The sequence below is a fragment of the Pseudoflavonifractor sp. SW1122 genome (assembly GCF_012027765.1).
Lineage (GTDB): Bacteria > Bacillota > Clostridia > Oscillospirales > Oscillospiraceae > Enterenecus > Enterenecus faecium.
This window is the reverse complement of sequence record NZ_SJOS01000001.1, coordinates 1-16318: the sequence shown is the minus strand read 5'-3', so window position 1 is coordinate 16318 and position 16318 is coordinate 1. Positions and strand designations below refer to the sequence as shown.

General features: G+C 56.4%; 12 protein-coding genes and 1 riboswitch. Of the genes, 5 read left to right on the top strand and 7 right to left on the bottom strand.

The window, feature by feature from the left end:
- Positions 1 to 13: 13 nt before the first annotated feature.
- The 5 genes from E0L15_RS00060 to E0L15_RS00040 all read right to left on the bottom strand — a co-directional run bounded on the left by E0L15_RS00060 (position 14) and on the right by E0L15_RS00040 (position 9128).
- Positions 14 to 448 carry a hypothetical protein gene (locus E0L15_RS00060; protein WP_168124101.1) on the bottom strand — a complete coding sequence of 145 codons (435 nt, stop codon included), beginning with the start codon at positions 446 to 448 and terminating at the stop codon, positions 14 to 16.
- The gene (locus E0L15_RS00055; RefSeq protein ID WP_168124100.1) at positions 445 to 1947 is read right to left on the bottom strand and encodes a Y-family DNA polymerase; all 1503 of its coding nucleotides are present in this window, start codon (positions 1945 to 1947) and stop codon (positions 445 to 447) included. The genes E0L15_RS00060 and E0L15_RS00055 overlap by 4 nt, the downstream gene beginning before the upstream one ends.
- 74 nt (positions 1948 to 2021) lie before the next feature.
- On the bottom strand, positions 2022 to 5234 hold the full coding sequence (locus E0L15_RS00050; RefSeq protein ID WP_168124099.1) for an FtsX-like permease family protein: 3213 nt from the start codon (positions 5232 to 5234) through the stop codon (positions 2022 to 2024).
- 44 nt (positions 5235 to 5278) lie between these two features.
- Positions 5279 to 8449, bottom strand: a complete 3171-nt coding sequence (locus tag E0L15_RS00045) for an FtsX-like permease family protein (RefSeq protein WP_168124098.1) — start codon at positions 8447 to 8449, stop codon at positions 5279 to 5281.
- Positions 8450 to 8462: 13 nt separating this feature from the next.
- On the bottom strand, positions 8463 to 9128 hold the full coding sequence (locus E0L15_RS00040) for an ABC transporter ATP-binding protein (RefSeq protein ID WP_168124097.1): 666 nt from the start codon (positions 9126 to 9128) through the stop codon (positions 8463 to 8465).
- Positions 9129 to 9327: 199 nt separating this feature from the next.
- On the opposite strand from E0L15_RS00040, the gene E0L15_RS00035 reads away from it, so the two are divergent.
- From E0L15_RS00035 to E0L15_RS00015, 5 genes are all read left to right on the top strand, one after another.
- Entirely contained in the window at positions 9328 to 9615 is a 288-nt protein-coding gene (locus E0L15_RS00035; protein ID WP_168124177.1) for a metalloregulator ArsR/SmtB family transcription factor, read from the top strand.
- Positions 9616 to 9699: 84 nt separating this feature from the next.
- A complete protein-coding gene (locus E0L15_RS00030) occupies positions 9700 to 10707 on the top strand; it encodes a permease (protein WP_168124096.1) in 1008 nt (335 codons plus the stop codon).
- Positions 10708 to 10813: 106 nt separating this feature from the next.
- A complete protein-coding gene (locus E0L15_RS00025) occupies positions 10814 to 11074 on the top strand; it encodes a thioredoxin family protein (protein WP_347565953.1) in 261 nt (86 codons plus the stop codon).
- Positions 11075 to 11088: 14 nt separating this feature from the next.
- Positions 11089 to 11484, top strand: a complete 396-nt coding sequence (locus tag E0L15_RS00020) for an arsenate reductase ArsC (protein ID WP_087369347.1) — start codon at positions 11089 to 11091, stop codon at positions 11482 to 11484.
- A 125-nt stretch (positions 11485 to 11609) separates the two neighbouring features.
- Positions 11610 to 13049 (top strand): hypothetical protein, encoded by a 1440-nt coding sequence (locus E0L15_RS00015; RefSeq protein WP_168124095.1) that lies wholly within the window; start codon positions 11610 to 11612, stop codon positions 13047 to 13049.
- Positions 13050 to 13094: 45 nt separating this feature from the next.
- Here the strand turns inward: E0L15_RS00015 and thiC are convergent, their stop codons facing one another.
- Both thiC and E0L15_RS00005 read right to left on the bottom strand, forming a co-directional pair.
- Entirely contained in the window at positions 13095 to 14399 is a 1305-nt protein-coding gene (thiC, locus tag E0L15_RS00010) for a phosphomethylpyrimidine synthase ThiC (RefSeq protein ID WP_087230213.1), read from the bottom strand.
- A gap of 80 nt (positions 14400 to 14479) precedes the next feature.
- A riboswitch (TPP riboswitch) is annotated at positions 14480 to 14584 on the bottom strand.
- A gap of 37 nt (positions 14585 to 14621) precedes the next feature.
- Positions 14622 to 16318, bottom strand: a 1697-nt coding sequence (locus E0L15_RS00005) for an ABC-ATPase domain-containing protein (RefSeq protein WP_168124094.1), incomplete at its 5' end; no start/stop codon positions are given.

Below are 16318 nucleotides of genomic sequence, written 5' to 3'. Positions count from 1 at the left end.
TCGGTGGTGCTTTTTACAGTTCCAATTGAGAAAACAGGGGGCTTTCCAGATCCACGATGTCGTCCACAGGAATGTCTCTGCCCTCCATGGTGCGGAACAGCCGTCGGAAGGTGTCCAGGGCCCGCACATGTCCGGTAAACACTTGGTACGCTCCCCCGGCTTTGCGGGTGTCCGGCTGGAAATAGGTTACGGTGACCTGTGGGTGTTGGTGCACCTGTTCCAGCAGGAACTGCTGCTTTCGGTCCAATATGAGTTTTTCGTCCTCACTGAGCTGGCGTCTGGCCTGGGTAGTACGGGCCGTCTCTCGAATGGCGGCATCGTGGCCGGTGAGCGCAGCAAAGGGGGCAAATTGTGCCGCCCGGTCCTGCCGGGACATGGGTGGACGCACATGAGTGGTGGGCCGAGGCACAGAGAGGATGTCCTCGTAGGGGTGTCGCTTCTCCCTCATGCCTTGTGACCCCCAATCTGTCCATTGCGCTCCCGGGTGGTGGCCCCGTCCCGGAAATTCATCCCTTTGAGAAGGGCGTTTTTTCCGTACTTCTTTTTGATGCTGAGAATGGCCTGCTGCTTCTGGCGCTCTCGCTTTCGCTGGGCTTTCCGCTGTTGCCCATCGTCAGAGAATAGGCTCAACTGTTGGAACCCTTGCGTAGGCAGGCAGTCTTCCCGCAACACCCGGTTGGCGGTGACATTGAGCCGCCGAATGAGCAACTGGGGATTGACAATTCGGTCAAATAATCTGGTTATTGCCTCCACAATCTCTGTGGTGGAGGAGGTGTATTCCGGCAAATGAGTGGTGCCGTGGGCGTGCTTTGGGATGGCTCGTCCATAGGCATCGGTGGAGACAGCACCCCGGTAGGCCAGCCTCCGCTGGGGATCGGTGAGATTCTCCCGGTCGTAGCCCACCGTCAAAGTGAGCTGGTCGGTCATCAGCCGATGGTCCACCAAATCCAGTACCAGGAGATCTGCCATCTCCTGCACCACCAGCCGGGCCTTTTCCGCCGGGTATGGGGTTTTCAGCACCTGGCCCGACCCCACACTGTTGGTGGTAGGGCGATAGGCCTTGATATCAGCGATGGTGCACGGCTCCCACCCCCAGGCGTGGTCAATGAGCAGCTCCGCATTCACCCCAAAGAGCTTGTAGAGCAGTTCCTCGTTGTAGTAGTCCTCTCGCCTGCCCAGAGAACACCGGGCAATGTCGCCCATGGTGTACAGCCCCTGCTGTTCCAGCTTTTTGGCGTACCCTCGGCCCACCCGCCAGAAATCGGTGAGAGGACGATGGGCCCAGAGGTTGCGGCGGTAGCTCATCTCGTCCAGACGGGCGATGCGAACCCCATTTTTGTCCGGCTGAATGTGCTTGGCCTCAATGTCCATGGCCACCTTGGCCAGATATAAATTGCTGCCAATGCCAGCGGTGGCGGTGATTCCGGTGGTGTGGAGCACATCCAGCAGAATGGTACGGGCCAACTCCTCTGCCGTCATACCATAGGTGTCCAGATAGGGGGTTACATCCAGAAACACCTCGTCAATGGAGTAGACATGCATGTCCTCCGGCGCGATATACTTCAGGTATACGTTATAGATGCGGGTGCTGAACGAAATATAGTGGGCCATCTGCGGCGGGGCCACCAAGTAGTCCAGGGCCAGGTCCGGCCGGGCCAGAAGCTGGGGAGCCTGGTGGGAGGTTCCCGTGAAGACTCCGCCTGGGGCCTTGCGCCGCCGCTGGGCGTTGACCTCCTTCACCTTCTGCACCACTTCAAAGAGCCGGGCCCGCCCGGAGATGCCGTAGGCTTTCAGGGCAGGAGACACCGCCAGACAGATGGTCTTCTCGGTACGGCTCTGGTCGGCCACCACCAGATGGGTGGTCATGGGGTCCAGTCCCCGCTCCATGCACTCCACGGAGGCATAAAAGGATTTCAAATCAATGGATAGATAGGTTTTCTCCTGCATGCCCCTGCGCTCCTCTCTCGGTGATGGGATTATTCTACCACAGAGGATGTCCCATAACCAGGACTTTCATCCTCTCAGTCCGCATGGGTGAGCAAGGCGAAAATTTTAGTTTTCCCAACTGTGCGCACCGCTAGAGCACATCCCGCCAAATAAAAGAGAGCAAAGCCAATGGAAGCCAGCCAGACCAGGGGCTGTCCGCTCCAAAGGGTCAGGACCACTCCGCTGAGAATACAACCCATCAGGCACAGCCCCATCTGTTCCAGGAAGAAGGAGCCGAACACCCGCGTTTGGGAGGCACCCAGCCCTCGCATAATGGCAAACTCCATGCGGCGGCTGTTGACCATGAGCCAGGACACCACAAAGCCCATAACTCCCATGAGGAGGAAAAGCACGGGGAAGAGAATTTGGCTCAGGGTGATGTAGCGCCCCAGAGCCTCCACGGTCTGGGTGAAGGCATAGTCGTTGAGCACCACCACAATGCGGCTGCCATTCAAATCACCCGGAACCGAGTACCCCTCCTGGGCCAGGTACTCCCGGAATCTCTCCAAATCATAGGAGGACTGGAGGGTAAATCGACAGCCGGGGAAATAGTCCCATGGCGCTGCACTTTGCTGTGGGCTCTCCGCCTGCCAAGGGGGCAGGCAGAGACGGCTGAGCGGCACATAGATGGTTTTGTCCGTGCCCTCCAAGGCATAGGAACCTACAGGGAACACCGTAATGGTGCCGCCCTTTTGGGAATTGATTTTAATGTCATCCCCTAAGCTGATTCCCTGCTCCTCCATCCAAGTTTGGCTGGCAATACAGGGAAGCGGGGTGCTCTGGGGGGTGTTGTAGTAGCCGGGATCTTCCAAGAAGCTCTCGTCCCAGCCCTCCAGCCAGGTGATGGTGGGCACCTGACCGTAGACAAACTTGGGAGATACCTCCAAACCGTTGAGAAAGACCAGCTCCGGCTGCTTGGAAACCCACTCGCCCCGGAGCTTATTGCCGAATGCGGTGTTTGGAAAGTCTGGCATCTCATCCGGCATCCAGTAGTGGGTGGAGTCATAGACCTGCATGGACGAGAGCAGACCCGAGTCCCAGAGTTGCCAAGGGTCTTCCAGCATGAGTCCGGTATACTGCCTGCCATTGACCGAGGTAAACTGTCCTGTAATGGTGGTGTTCTCATACAGAGTAGCCCGCTGCTGATCCCAGCCCTGGGCCGTTGCCATGAGAAACCCTAAGAAAGCAGATAGGACCAGGGCCACGCCAGGTACTACCATGGAGCGCCAACCGCCCCGGCGGGCGGAGAGCCAGGCAAAGCGCATGGCACCCTTCCCCGTGATACTGGTTCCGCTGCGGGGAACTCGCACTCGGCTCTTCCCTCGGCGGAGGGTATTTTTCCTCTGGGCCAGCTGTGTAAACAGGGCACACAGCACCAGAGCGAGTAGAAATACGATAACAGCGGACACCCACGCAGGCCACAGCGGCACATGTTGAGGCAGCTCTGCCTCTTTGGTGGTACCCAGAGCTCCGTTGCTGTACCGCTGATCGGCAGCATACAGAGCCCGGGCCCCTTGCAGGGCCAGCCCAATGAGCAACTGCATAGACACGGCAGACACTGCCATGCCCGCAAGCACAGCCACGCCAGCTACAAGGGTGACTCCAGAGAGAAGCCACAGCCGAACCTTTCCCCTGGGGGTACCCAGGGACACCATCACATCCACGGCCTGCTGCTGTCGTCCCACGAAGAGGAAGGCAAACAGGCACAGTACCGCCAGTACCCCCACCAGAGAGGCAAAGGTGGCTCCTTGGGCAGTGGCCTCCATGGCCTGTAGAGGCTGGGCTGCGGTGGCATAGCCCTGGTCGTACAGAGTGATCTCCACCCCGTCAGGGGCCATGGCCGTCATCTGCTCCACGGCCACCACGGCTCCAGCGTTGTCCAAAACAGCACGGCCAAACAGATATCCAAACAGCGGGGCTTCCGGCAGGGTGTCTTGCCGAGATACCCAGAGGTGCCCTTCGTAGCCCTTGCCCTGATTGACAATCCCCACCACAGTCCAGGTGCGTCTGTCCCCTGTCTCCTCCAGAGCGAAGGGGTCTGTCTGGGTGGACTGCATTACCGACACAGAAAGCTCATCTCCCAGGTCCAAGTCCAGCTGTTGGGCGATGTCCTGGGTGACAGCGCATACCCCCTTCTCCCCTGCCTGGGGGTATCGTCCCTCTTTGAGGTAGAGCGTTCCCTGTTGGAATGGCTCCAAGGCGGGGATGTTGTCGCTGGCCTCCACTTGGATATAGTTGTTGCCCCGCTCATACTGTTTGGCGTACGCTGAAAAAAGGCTATCGGTGAATATGGGGTCGTCATAGCTGTCAAAGGAAACCCATGGGGATTGATCACAGCCCTCATAGAACGCTCTCACGACAATGCCTTGATTGGATGCGCCGCTGTCCATCCGCTCACCGTGGATCAGATACCGCTTTCCCGGCTCTGCCACAAAGCCGCTGTCTCCAGGATAGACCTCTACGAGCACGCCGCTTTTTCCGTCATAGGAATACAGGTTTTCCCCAATGATTCCGCTGTAGTGGTCCAGAGCCAAGCGGAAGTTTACCAGTGTGTCGATGGAGGTCAACCTTCCGGTCTGTGGGTCGGTTTCAATATAACTGTCCCGGCGAAAGAAGCCACCCTGATTTTTTAGCCAGTTCAGCTCCATGGAGAGACCCCGGTCTTTGTCCACCAGGGTAACGGTTCCGTTCATCTGTTCGGTAACATATGCCGCTGACGTCTCCAATGGCGCACTGGAGTAATATGGAATATCCTCCCACTCCCCCTCCCGGATGTGGACGGTGCACCGGTCGTCGGAATAGATCAGGTATTCCTCGGGAAGATCCTCCAACTGTGCGGAACACTCCTGAAAAGCGAATACCTCACTGAGTTGAAAGACCGACACCACCATCTTATCCTCATAGGGAATGGTGCCGTCCGGGCGCTGATAGCCGTCTGTCAGAACCATCCCACGTTGTGTGGACTCCCACAGCTCCACGCCCTGCACTTGGCTATAGTCTCCCAACTGGGAAAATGCGGCCCGGGCCGATTCATCGGCGGCATATTGGTCCGGATACTTCTCCCCTTTGTACTCCACCAAGGCGATGGAGGTGTAGGTAGCGTCCATGGCAACCAGCGTCTGAGCGCAATAGCTCCATAGCCCCAGTCCCAGGGACAGGGAGAGGGTGAGAAGGAAAATCAAAAGGGTGAAGAGAACGGTGCGACCACGAGAGCGCACAGTGCTGAGAATTCCATTGCGAAGAATCATAAACACACACCCTTTCCCTCAAGTGTGGGGGGAATTCGATTCCATCAATCTGCATGGGTAAGGAGGGTAAAGATTTTGGTCCGTCCCACGGTACGTACGGCCAGAGCACATCCCGCCAAATAAAAGAGAGCAAAGCCAGCGGAAGCCAGCCAGACCATAGGCTTCCAACTCCAAAGGGTCAAGACCACTCCACTGAGGATACATCCGATCAGGCACAGTCCCATCTGTTCCAGGAAGAAGGAGCCGAACACCCGCGTTTGGGAGGCACCCAGCCCTCGCATAATGGCAAACTCCATGCGCCGACCATTGACCATCAGCCAGGACACCACAAAGCCCATAACTCCCATGAGGAGGAAGAGCACAGGGAAGAGAATTTGACTCAGGGTGATGTAGCGTCCCAGAGCCTCAACGGTCTGGGTAAAGGTGGAGTCGTTGAGCATGACTACGATGCGATTGCCGTTTAAATCCCCTGGGACAGAATATTCTTCCTGGGCCAGATACTCCCGGAAATCATCCAAATCATAGGCAGATTTCAGGGTGAAACGGCAACCCAGATAATCGACAATGTCGGTTTGCAAGCAACTCAGCGGCGCATAGAGGTTGTCAGCAGCTCCCCACGGAGTAAAGGAACCCACGATGCACACAGGAATATCGCCTGCCAGTTCCGTATAGACGGAAATTTGGTCGCCCAACTCCACCCCCTTCTCATTCATCCAGCGTGTGCTGGCAACACAGGGGGTGATGCCCTCCATGCCACTGGTGTAGTTGCTGGGCTCTGTCAGGAATCCCTCGTCCCAGCCCTCTAGCCATGTGATTTCCGGGCTTTTCTCGCTGTAAATAAAGTCTGGCGCAACTGCGAAGCCGTTGAGGAATACCATGTCTTCCTGCTTTTCAATCCACCCGGCCCTGCGGTCCTGGCCATGTACATTGTCTGCGAATTGTGGCATGTCCTTGCTCAGCCAGTAGTGGTAGCTGCGATAGACCTGAATGTCAGACACCATACCGGATTCGCTGATCTGGAACGGATCGGATAGATGCAAATCTGTATACTGCCTTCCATTGGCAGAGGTAAATTGACCTGTGATGGTGGTGTTATCATAGAGACTCCGGCGCTGGCTCTCCCAGCCCTGAGCAGTCACCATCAAAAATCCCAAAAATCCAGACAAGACCAGCGCCACCACGGGAACGACCACAGAGCGCCAACCGCCTCGGCGGGCAGAGAGCCAGGCAAAGCGCACAGCACCCTTCCCTGCGACACTGGTGCCGCTGCGGGGTACACGCACCCGGGTTTTACCCTGGCGAAGTGTGTTTTTTCGCTGCGCCTGGCCCACAAAGGCCACGCACAGGGTCAGAGCGGCCACAAACACCACCACGCCTGCCACCAAGGCAGGCCACAGAGGTACTTGTTGGGGCAGCTCTACCTCTTTGGTGGTGCCCAGAGCCCCGTTGCTATACCGCCGATCGGCGGCATACAGGGCACGAGCCCCTTGAAGGGCCAGAGTAATGAGCAGCTGCATGGAGGCGGCAGATACCGCCATCCCTACCAGTACAGCTACCCCTGCCACCAGGGTCACGCCGGAGAGGAGCCACAGCCGAATCTTACCCTTGGGCGTGCCCAGGGAGACCATCACGTCCACCGCCTGCTGCTGTCGCCCCACAAAGAGGAATGCAAATAGGCACAAGACAGCCAACACACCCACCAGGGAGGCAAACGTGACGCCCTGAGCCGTGGACTCCATGGCCTGTAGGGGCTGGGCAGCAGCTGCATAGCCCTGGTCATACAGGGTAATGCGCACCCCATCCGGAGCCATGGCTTCCATCTGGTCCACCGCCTCTACCGCACGGTTGTTGTCCAAAACGGCCCGGCCCAATAGATAGCCAAACAGAGGTGCTTGAGGTAGATCCTCTCCCCTGGAAACCCAGATGCGCCCCTCGTAGCCGCTGGCCTGGTTCACAATCCCAACCACGGTCCAGCTTCGAGTGTCGTCCGTTTCTCCCAAGGCAAAGGGATCGTATTCGGTAGACTGCATCATGGACAGAGAGATGGTGTCGCCCACCTTCACATTCAGCTGTTTGGCAATGTCCTGGGTTATGGCACATACACCGCTCTCCCCCGCTTTGGGATATCGCCCGTCGGTGAGATACAAGGTCCCCTGTTGGAAGGGCTCCAGAGCGGCGATGTAATCGCTGGATTCCACTTGCATGTAGTTGTTGCCCAACTCATATTTTTGGGCGTACTCTGTAAAGATGCTGTCGGTGAATACTAGGTCATCATAACGGTCAAAGGCCACCCAGGGAGACTGGTCACAGCCCTCGTAGAACTCCGTCACCCGAATGGCACGGCTGGAACTGCCGCTGTCGTACAGTTCTCCGTGGAGGAGGTAACGCTTTCCAGGCTCAGGTACAAAGCCGCTGTCCCCGGGGTCAATTTCCACTAAAACACCACTCTTCCCCTCATAGGAGTAGAGATTTTTCCCGATGATGCCTGTATACCCTGCCGGGGCCTGTCGATATCCCAAGAAATATTCTACCCAATAGCTCTCACCTGTGGCAGGGTCTGTCCCATAGGACTCTCCACGATCGAAGACGTTCCCCGCCTCCTCCATCCAGCTCAAATCCAATGTGATGTCGCGGGTCTCGTCTATTAGAGTGAGTCTAGGGCTGGCAACCACTCGGACATCCTCTTTTTTGCTGGAGAGCAGGGAATAATACTGAATATCTTCCCACATGCCCTCCTTGGTTTTTACAGTGCAGGTGGGGCCTTCCCGAATTATATACTCCTCCGGGAGGTCTTCCGGCTCAATGGTGAAGGACTCTTGAACGTACTTCTGGGTGATCTGGAACACAGCCAAAACCACCTGGTTCTCATAGGGAATGGTGCCGTCCGGACGCTGATATCCCTCGGACAGGGCGACGCCCCAATCGGTGGTCTCCCACAGCGTTACCCCAGGCACCTGGCTATAGTCCCCCAACTGCGCCAGGGACTGGCGGGCGGTATCGTCCGCTGCATAGGGGTCGGGATAGTTCTCTCCCATGTGTTCCACCAAAGCAATGGAGGTGTAAGCTTGGTTCATGGCCTCCAGCGTCTGGGCGCAGTAACTCCACAGACCCATACCCAGGGACAGGGAGAGGGTCAAAAGCAGGATGAGCAGGCTGAATAGGACGGTACGCCCTCGGGCCCGAACTGTACTGAGAATACCGTTTCGTATCACCATGGGATTCGCCTCCTCACTTTACCACCTGACCGTCTTTCAGTTCCAGAATGTCATCTGCTTTCTGGGCCAGGGTGCGGTCGTGGGTGACAATGATGACACAGTACCCGTCGTCATGGGCCAAACTCTGGAGGATGGAATAGATATTCTCACTGTTGGCCGTATCCAGGTTTCCGGTGGGTTCGTCCGCCAAGAGAATTTTGGTGTCCATGCCCAGGGCGCGGGCAATGGACACCCGCTGCTGCTCACCGCCGGAGAGCATGGTGGGATAACGGCCCAGCACGGTCTCGGGCAGTCCTACTTTTTCTACCAAAATCTTAGCCTTTTCTCTTGCCTCCTTGGGGCTTGTCCCCCGCAGCTCCATGGGGTACATCACATTTTCTGCCACTGTGAGCAGAGGGAATAGCCGGAAGTTCTGATAAATCACCGCCACCTGCTCCCGGCGGTACTGCTCCAACTTCATTTGGCTGGTGGCCACATCGTGGCACAGCACCTCGCCTTCTGTGGGCAGGTCCAGCCCCGCCAACAGGGAGAGCAACGTGGTTTTTCCGCTGCCCGATTTGCCAACCACGGCGTACACCTTTCCACCATCGAAGGATGCGGTGATGTTCCGCAGGGCCTCTACCTTTTGATACTGCGTCTGATACGTATAGCTGACGTCTCTAAGTTCCAATACTCCCATGATTCACCGCTCCTTTTTTGTATTTTGTGGTTTGTTTAAGTATACAACAAGATACCGGATGATGCAACGACTCTATGGTCAAAATAACCATATTGATGAATGACATATTGACATTTCTCGATGGATTGAATATACTGCCATTAGATTGAAATTCTTCGATGTGATAGGAGGGATTACTGTGCGAGATCACGCCTCAGATATGAGGGTGTTTAAGGCCTTTTGCGATGTGAATCGGCTGCAAATTTTGGAGCTGCTCCGTAGCGGTGAGAAGTGCGCCTGTGCGCTGTTGGAGCACCTGCACATCAGCCAGTCCACCCTCTCCTATCACATGAAGATTCTCTGTGACTCCGGTGTGGTGGTGGGACGTACGGAGGGAAAGTGGACCCACTATTCCCTGCGGGAGGAGGGCTGTGCCTATGCCCGGCAGCTGTTGGAGGAATTGACGGACACCTCGGCTGCTGGCACCTCAGACAACTGCTGTGGATGAGAAAACCATCTGTTTCTTGAGATGGTTTTTTCTCAACTTGTTCAAATCGAAATTTTTAGAACTGTAATTGGAGGTATGGATTAGATGGAATGGATCAGATCAGGTTGGCTCTTCTTCCAAGATCAAGTCTTGGGAATGAAATGGCTCAACGAACTCATTGGAAATGGTCTGGCTGCGGTGGGATTGGATGGAACCCTGGGCGGGATTGTACAATTTTTCCTCTACGACACCATTAAAATCTTTGTCTTACTCTCGGTGCTGATTTTCGGCATCTCGTATTTGCAGAGTTACTTTCCACCCCAGCGCACCAAGAAGATTCTGGGACGATTCCAGGGGCTATGGGCCAATGTGGTTGCAGCTCTACTGGGGACGGTGACGCCCTTCTGTTCCTGTTCGTCTATCCCCATTTTCATGGGCTTTACCAGTGCCGGGCTTCCGGTGGGCGTGACCTTCTCCTTCCTCATCTCCTCCCCCATGGTGGACTTGGGCTCCCTGGTGCTATTGATGAGCGTGTTTGGCACCCGCGTGGCGGTGTTGTATGTGCTGCTGGGTCTGGTCATTGCCGTAATCGGCGGCACGCTTCTGCAAAAGCTGGGGATGGAACGGTATGTGGAGGATTTCATCCGCCATGCGCCCCACATCGAAAGCCAGAGCGGCACCCTGACCCGGCGAGATCGTGTAGACTATGCCAAGGGTCAGCTGGTGAACACGGCGAAAAAGGTGGCCCCGTATGTTTTCCTGGGCGTGGGTATCGGCGCACTGATTCACAACGTGGTGCCCCAGACCTGGGTGGAGATGGTGCTGGGCAGCCAAAATCCTCTGGCGGCGATTCTGGCCACTCTGGTAGGAGTGCCCATGTATGCGGATATTTTCGGCACCATCCCCGTGGCGGAGAGTTTGCTGTTTAAGGGGGCTGGACTGGGCACCGTGCTGTCCTTTATGATGGCGGTGACGACTTTGAGTCTTCCCTCCCTCATCATGCTGAAACAGGCGGTGAAGCCCCGGCTGCTGGCGGCCTTTATCGGGATCTGTACCCTGGGCATCATCCTGGTTGGATATTTTTTCAATGCCATTCAAGTTTTGCTAGTTTAATCATATAGGAGGAATGTAACATGGCACTGTTTGGATTCGGTAAGAAGAAAAAGAGGAGCAGACGGTCTCCTGTTCCTGTCAATGCGGTTGTTCCGCACCTACTGGAGTGGCCCCCAAGTCCGGGGCGGCCATTCAGGTGATGGGCACCGGCTGCGCCTCCTGCCACACCCTGCTGGAGAACACCCAGGAGGCGGTGCGTAGTCTGGGTCTGAATGTAGATGTGGAATATGTTCAGGACATGGCCACCATTGCCGGTTACGGGGTGATGAGCCTCCCTGCCCTGGTGGTGCATGGTAAGGTGGTGTCCACCGGAAAGGTGCTCAAGCCTGCCCAGATCGAAGCCCTGCTGAAGGATGGCAAGGAATAAAGGAGATGAATGACATGGGAAAACCCAAGGTTGCATTTGTGTGCGTTCACAACTCCTGCCGCAGTCAGATGGCGGAGGCCCTGGGCAAAAAGTTGGCGGGAGATGTATTTGAGAGCTACTCCGGCGGCACCGAGGTAAAAGACCGCATCAATCCCGACGCCGTGCGCATGATGAAACAGCTCCACGGCATCGACATGGAGGAAACCCAGTACAGCAAACTTGTCTCACAGCTGCCCCAGCCGGATGTGGTAATTTATATGGGGTGTAACGTCAGCTGTCCGGCCTTTACGGCCCCCTATACGGAGAATTGGGGCCTGGAAGACCCCACTGGACAGAGTGACGAGGTGTTTGAAGAAACGATTCAAACCATTTATAACAAGATTCTAGCACTCAAGGAAAAACTCTCTTGAGAGAAATCGCTCCCCCGTACTCGGTGAAACTTGTTCCGAGCACGGGGGATTTTTGTTTCTCTACTTGGCATTTGAGGCGAGATGAGATATGATGAATTTATCAAAATCAGGGAGGAGGCCGACCTATGGAAACCTACCACGTTGTACCCGATGCCCCCGAGTCCCGTTCTGATCCGACGCCCAGCTGGCAGACCACGATGACCCAAATCCTCTGGGGATTGGCCCTGAGCACCCTTACCCTGGAGATTCCTCTGCTGCAAGAGCTGCTGTCTTTCCTTGGTTTACTCCTGTTATACTTGGGCTTCCGAGCCGTACGACGGGAAAACAAATGGCTGTTCCGCTGTTATGTCTTCACCGCAGTGCGTTGTATCGCCCTGGTACCGATCTTTGCCCTAAACGCCACCATCTTTCAAAATCAATTCTATACCTCTGCTTTGGGATATCTGACAAACCTGGCGTCGATGTTCCTGGTGCTGGTCACTCTATTCTCCCTGTGGCGGGGACTGCTTCAGCTGCGAAAGGCCTCCGGAGTGAAGGCATCCACCAGAGCCGCCGGTGGACTGGTGGTGTGGTATGTAGGCTTGGCCCTGCTGTCCGTGGTTGGAGTGATTGGACTGTTTGGATTTCTCGTTCTGATCATTCTCTATGTCTTTTGCCTCTACCGTATCTTCCGATTCTCCCAGGCAGTCACCACCGCCGGATACCCGCTCCCTCGGCTTCGGGCGTGGCTCTCAGAGGGACGGTTTGCGCTGTGTTTCACTGGGTGCATTCTGGTGGGCGTGGCAGGCGGATTTCTCTTCTTCCACAGTTACTCCATGGATTGGATGCTCCTGTCTGCGCCGCCCTCTTCTCAAGAACGAGAAATCAAAGAAAAGCTTCGAGACTTGGGCTTCCCAGACACGGTTTTGAATGACCTCTCTATGGAGGATTTGCAGGATTGTCAGGGCGCCCAGCAGGTGGTGGTAGATGAGTACACCCGCTCCTTTGAGGAACATACTACATCAGATGGAAAAGTGCCTCAGCTGCACCTGACGGGCATTGGAGTGCAGTTGTCCGAAGAGCCGGAGCGTTGGAAGCTCATCCACCACTTCCAGTGGGTGGATAGCCCCGCCTTTTACGGTACAGAGTCGTTCCAACTCACCCCTGTCTACACCAACACCTCATATTGGATTCCTGCCGAAGATGCGGTGCACGGCCGCCTTCTGTACGACGACAACGGCGCGACCTTCGTCTCTCCCTATGCCCGTCTGGAGAAAGCCTCTTACACCTACGACTCCATCTTTTGGGGCCAGCAAACGAATTCAGATTGGTTTGCCTCCTTCTCTCTTCCTCGTCAGGGAAGCAATCACCGGGGCTATGTGGCATACTCTGTGTTTCCCACTTCTCCTGGCGAAACAGTCTGGATCGATTCTTGGGTTCAGTACACCCACCAGACTTCACGATTTCAGTACCCGGTGCTCACGGCCACAGACCACCAGCAAAAGAGTCCCTCTTTAGGGGCGGGACGCCCCTTCTCCACCGTTCAAACCATGCTCCAATTTGCCCCTTATTCTCTGGAAGAGTAATCAAAACAGGGATTCCTCCGATTTTAGGAGGAATCCCTGTTTTCGTTACAGAATGTCGATGTACTCCCCGCTGAGGGCCTTGTTCATGCTGCGTACGGCGCAGAACTTGCCGCACATGGAACAGCTGTCCTCGTGCTCCGGGGCCCGGTCATCCCGGATGCCCTTGGCGGTCTCCGGGTCAATGGCACATTCCCACTGCTTGTCCCAGTCGAAGGTCCGCCGGGCATCGGCCATGGCGTCGTCCAGGTCTCTGGCGTGGGGGATTTTCTTGGCGATATCCGCGGCGTGGGCAGCAATGCGGGAGGCGATGATTCCCTGCTTCACGTCCTCCACATTGGGCAGAGCCAAATGTTCGGCGGGGGTCACATAGCACAGGAAGGCAGCGCCTGCCGAAGCGGCCACTGCCCCGCCGATGGCGGCAGTGATGTGGTCGTAGCCAGGGGCGATATCCGTGACAAGGGGACCAAGCACATAGAAGGGAGCGCCCATGCAAATGGTCTGCTGGAGCTTCATGTTGGCCTCAATCTGGTCCAGGGGCATGTGGCCGGGGCCCTCCACCATCACCTGTACGTCTTTGGCCCAGGCCCGGCGGGTCAGCTCGCCCAAGCGTACCAGCTCTTCAATCTGGCATACGTCACTGGCATCGGCCAGACAGCCGGGGCGACAGGCATCTCCCAGGGAGATGGTCACGTCATATTCCCGACAGATATCCAGAATCTCGTCAAAGTACTCATAGAAGGGGTTCTCTTCCCCGGTCATGCTCATCCAGGCAAACACCAGGGAGCCGCCCCGGGAGACGATGTTCATTTTCCGCTTGTGGTTTTTGATCTGGTCGATGGTTTTGCGGGTAATGCCGCAGTGGAGGGTGACAAAATCCACCCCGTCCTGAGCGTGGAGTCGCACCACGTCGATGAAGTCCTTGGCGGAGAGAGTGGCCAAATCCCGCTGATAGTGGATGACACTGTCGTATACGGGGACCGTGCCGATCATGGCAGGGCACTCCTGGGTCAGCTTCCGGCGGAACGGCTGGGTGTTACCGTGGGAGGACAGGTCCATGATGGCCTCTGCCCCCATATTCACTGCCGCCATCACCTTCTGCATCTCCACGTCATAGTCTTTGCAGTCCCGGGACACCCCCAGATTGACGTTGATTTTGGTGCGAAGCATAGAACCCACGCCGTTGGGGTCCAGACAGGTGTGGAGTTTATTGGCACAGATGGCCACCTGTCCTTTGGCTACCAGCTCCCGAATCTCCTCCTCCGTGCGGTACTCTTTGGCGGCCACCGCCTTCATCTCCGGGGTGATGATGCCCTGACGGGCTGCGTCCATCTGGGTTGTGTATGTTCTCATGTTGATCTCTTCCTTTCTGGATGCGGGTTGGATGAGCGTTGAAACAGAAACAGCGGGGATACCTGACTTGGTATCCCCGCTGATGACGGCATATGTCTCCCTACGTTGGCATTATCCAAATCAGGTTCATGGGTCGAAGGGCACACCTTCCTCTCAGCCTGTCTACAAGCTCCCCGTTTTCAATTGTAAGCAATGGTATTATACAACGATTCAGAAGAGAACTCAAGAAGTTTTTCCAGCCAGGTTCAGCCCCCGGTACCGGTTGAAACAGGCGAAGATCTCCTGTCGTCTGGGCCGTGCCAAAAAGGCTCCCTCACGACCGCACAGCGCTTCCAGGCCCTTGCGGTCCATGATTTGTTCCAGTTCCTCCACTACTTGTTGCAGGGTGCGTCTGCCGTCCATGAGATACTTCTGGGCGTATATCAAACAGTACCCCAGTGCGGTGAGTTGTTCCGGGTCAGTGAGCTGCTCCACGTACCGCAGGTCGATGGTCTCGCGGTTAATGGATACCCCATCCCGCCCCAAGGTTTTCAGTTTTATCCGATCACCTTGGCCAAACTCCTCCGGTCTACAGGGACAGCGGTGTACATTGGGAGCCGGTGCAGGCTCCAGCTGGGCACAGGTGGAGGGGAACGCCTGTGCCGCCTCTTTGGCCAGTGCGGTAATGTCCCTGGGGATATATCGGTCCATTTGAATGATGTGGTGAGCGGGGTGGAAATAGGCGCCAGAGCTGCCCGCCACCAAAATGGTGGAGATGCCGTGGGTGTGATACAGCTCTTCCACACGCTCCAAAAACGGGGTGATGGGCTCCATGTCTCGGTGAATGACCCGCTGCATCAGCTCGTCCCGAATCATGAAGTTGGTGGCGCTGGTGTCCTCATCCATGAGCAGCAGAGAGGTTCCAGCCTCCATACTCTCCACCACATTGGCAGCCTGGGAGGTACTGCCGCTGGCGTCCTGGGTGGTGAAGCGGGTGGTGTCCGTTCCATTGGGCAAATGGTTGATGAACATGGAGATATCCGTCTGGGCAATGCTTCGGCCATCTTCTGCCCGGATTTTAACGGCGGTATGATCCGTGATGACGTATTCCCGTCCATCCCCGGAAATGTGGTTGTATACCCCTGCCTCCAGTGCCTTGAGCAGGGTGGATTTTCCGTGATATCCACCGCCCACAATGAGGGTGATGCCTTTAGGGATACCCATGCCGGTGACGGTTCCCCGGTGTGGCAGTTCCAAGGTGACAGACAACTCCTGGGGTGACTGAAATGGTACACTGCCCTTCATGGGCTGGGCAGAGATGCCAGTGGCTCGAGGGAGAATGCTACCGTCTGCCACGAAGGCGCACAGGCCAAGTTTGGGAAGAGTCTCACGGATATACTGCTGGTCCTCCGCCAGATCTGCTACCCCTTGCAGCCTCTTTCCGTCCAAATTTCGGTACATGAGGGATGCTTCCACGCACTGGGGCAGGAACTCAAACAGCATCTTTCTCAGTTCTCCAGCGTTTACCGTACGGCCATTGGCGGGAAATCCTGCCTCAAAGCGCAACACAGCGTCTCCGGAGACCGGGTCCATACTGCATGCCGTGCGCTCCAATACCTCCTGTCCACAGCGGCTGGTGGAAAGAAGCCCGCTGTGCCCGGAGCCTCTGGCCAGTCCGGATACCTGCCCAGCTTTCCGGGCAAACAGGCGGGTGATGGCATCTTGCAAGGCGATGCGCTGACAGGGCATCTGGTACAGCTCATGAGGAAACCCGGCCTTCTCTCCTTTGACATGGATGCTCAGTTTGGAGGGAGCGGCAAAAGGGTCTCCCTGGACGTGGTCGATGGACAGTATATAGCCCGGAAACTGATAGGTTCCTCGGGTGTCCTTATAGGCCGGGTAACTTCTGCGGTCTATGCGGGTAAGCAGCTGTTGAAGTT

Excerpts from the sequence above, each read along its gene's own strand:
- E0L15_RS00060 (WP_168124101.1), bottom strand. The coding sequence starts at position 448 with ATGAGGGAGAAGCGACACCCCTACGAGGACATCCTCTCTGTGCCTCGG.
- E0L15_RS00055 (WP_168124100.1), bottom strand. The coding sequence starts at position 1,947 with ATGCAGGAGAAAACCTATCTATCCATTGATTTGAAATCCTTTTATGCC.
- E0L15_RS00050 (WP_168124099.1), bottom strand. The coding sequence starts at position 5,234 with ATGATTCTTCGCAATGGAATTCTCAGCACTGTGCGCTCTCGTGGTCGC.
- E0L15_RS00045 (WP_168124098.1), bottom strand. The coding sequence starts at position 8,449 with ATGGTGATACGAAACGGTATTCTCAGTACAGTTCGGGCCCGAGGGCGT.
- E0L15_RS00040 (WP_168124097.1), bottom strand. The coding sequence starts at position 9,128 with ATGGGAGTATTGGAACTTAGAGACGTCAGCTATACGTATCAGACGCAG.
- E0L15_RS00035 (WP_168124177.1), top strand. The coding sequence starts at position 9,328 with ATGAGGGTGTTTAAGGCCTTTTGCGATGTGAATCGGCTGCAAATTTTG.
- E0L15_RS00030 (WP_168124096.1), top strand. The coding sequence starts at position 9,700 with ATGGAATGGATCAGATCAGGTTGGCTCTTCTTCCAAGATCAAGTCTTG.
- E0L15_RS00020 (WP_087369347.1), top strand. The coding sequence starts at position 11,089 with ATGGGAAAACCCAAGGTTGCATTTGTGTGCGTTCACAACTCCTGCCGC.
- E0L15_RS00015 (WP_168124095.1), top strand. The coding sequence starts at position 11,610 with ATGGAAACCTACCACGTTGTACCCGATGCCCCCGAGTCCCGTTCTGAT.
- thiC (WP_087230213.1), bottom strand. The coding sequence starts at position 14,399 with ATGAGAACATACACAACCCAGATGGACGCAGCCCGTCAGGGCATCATC.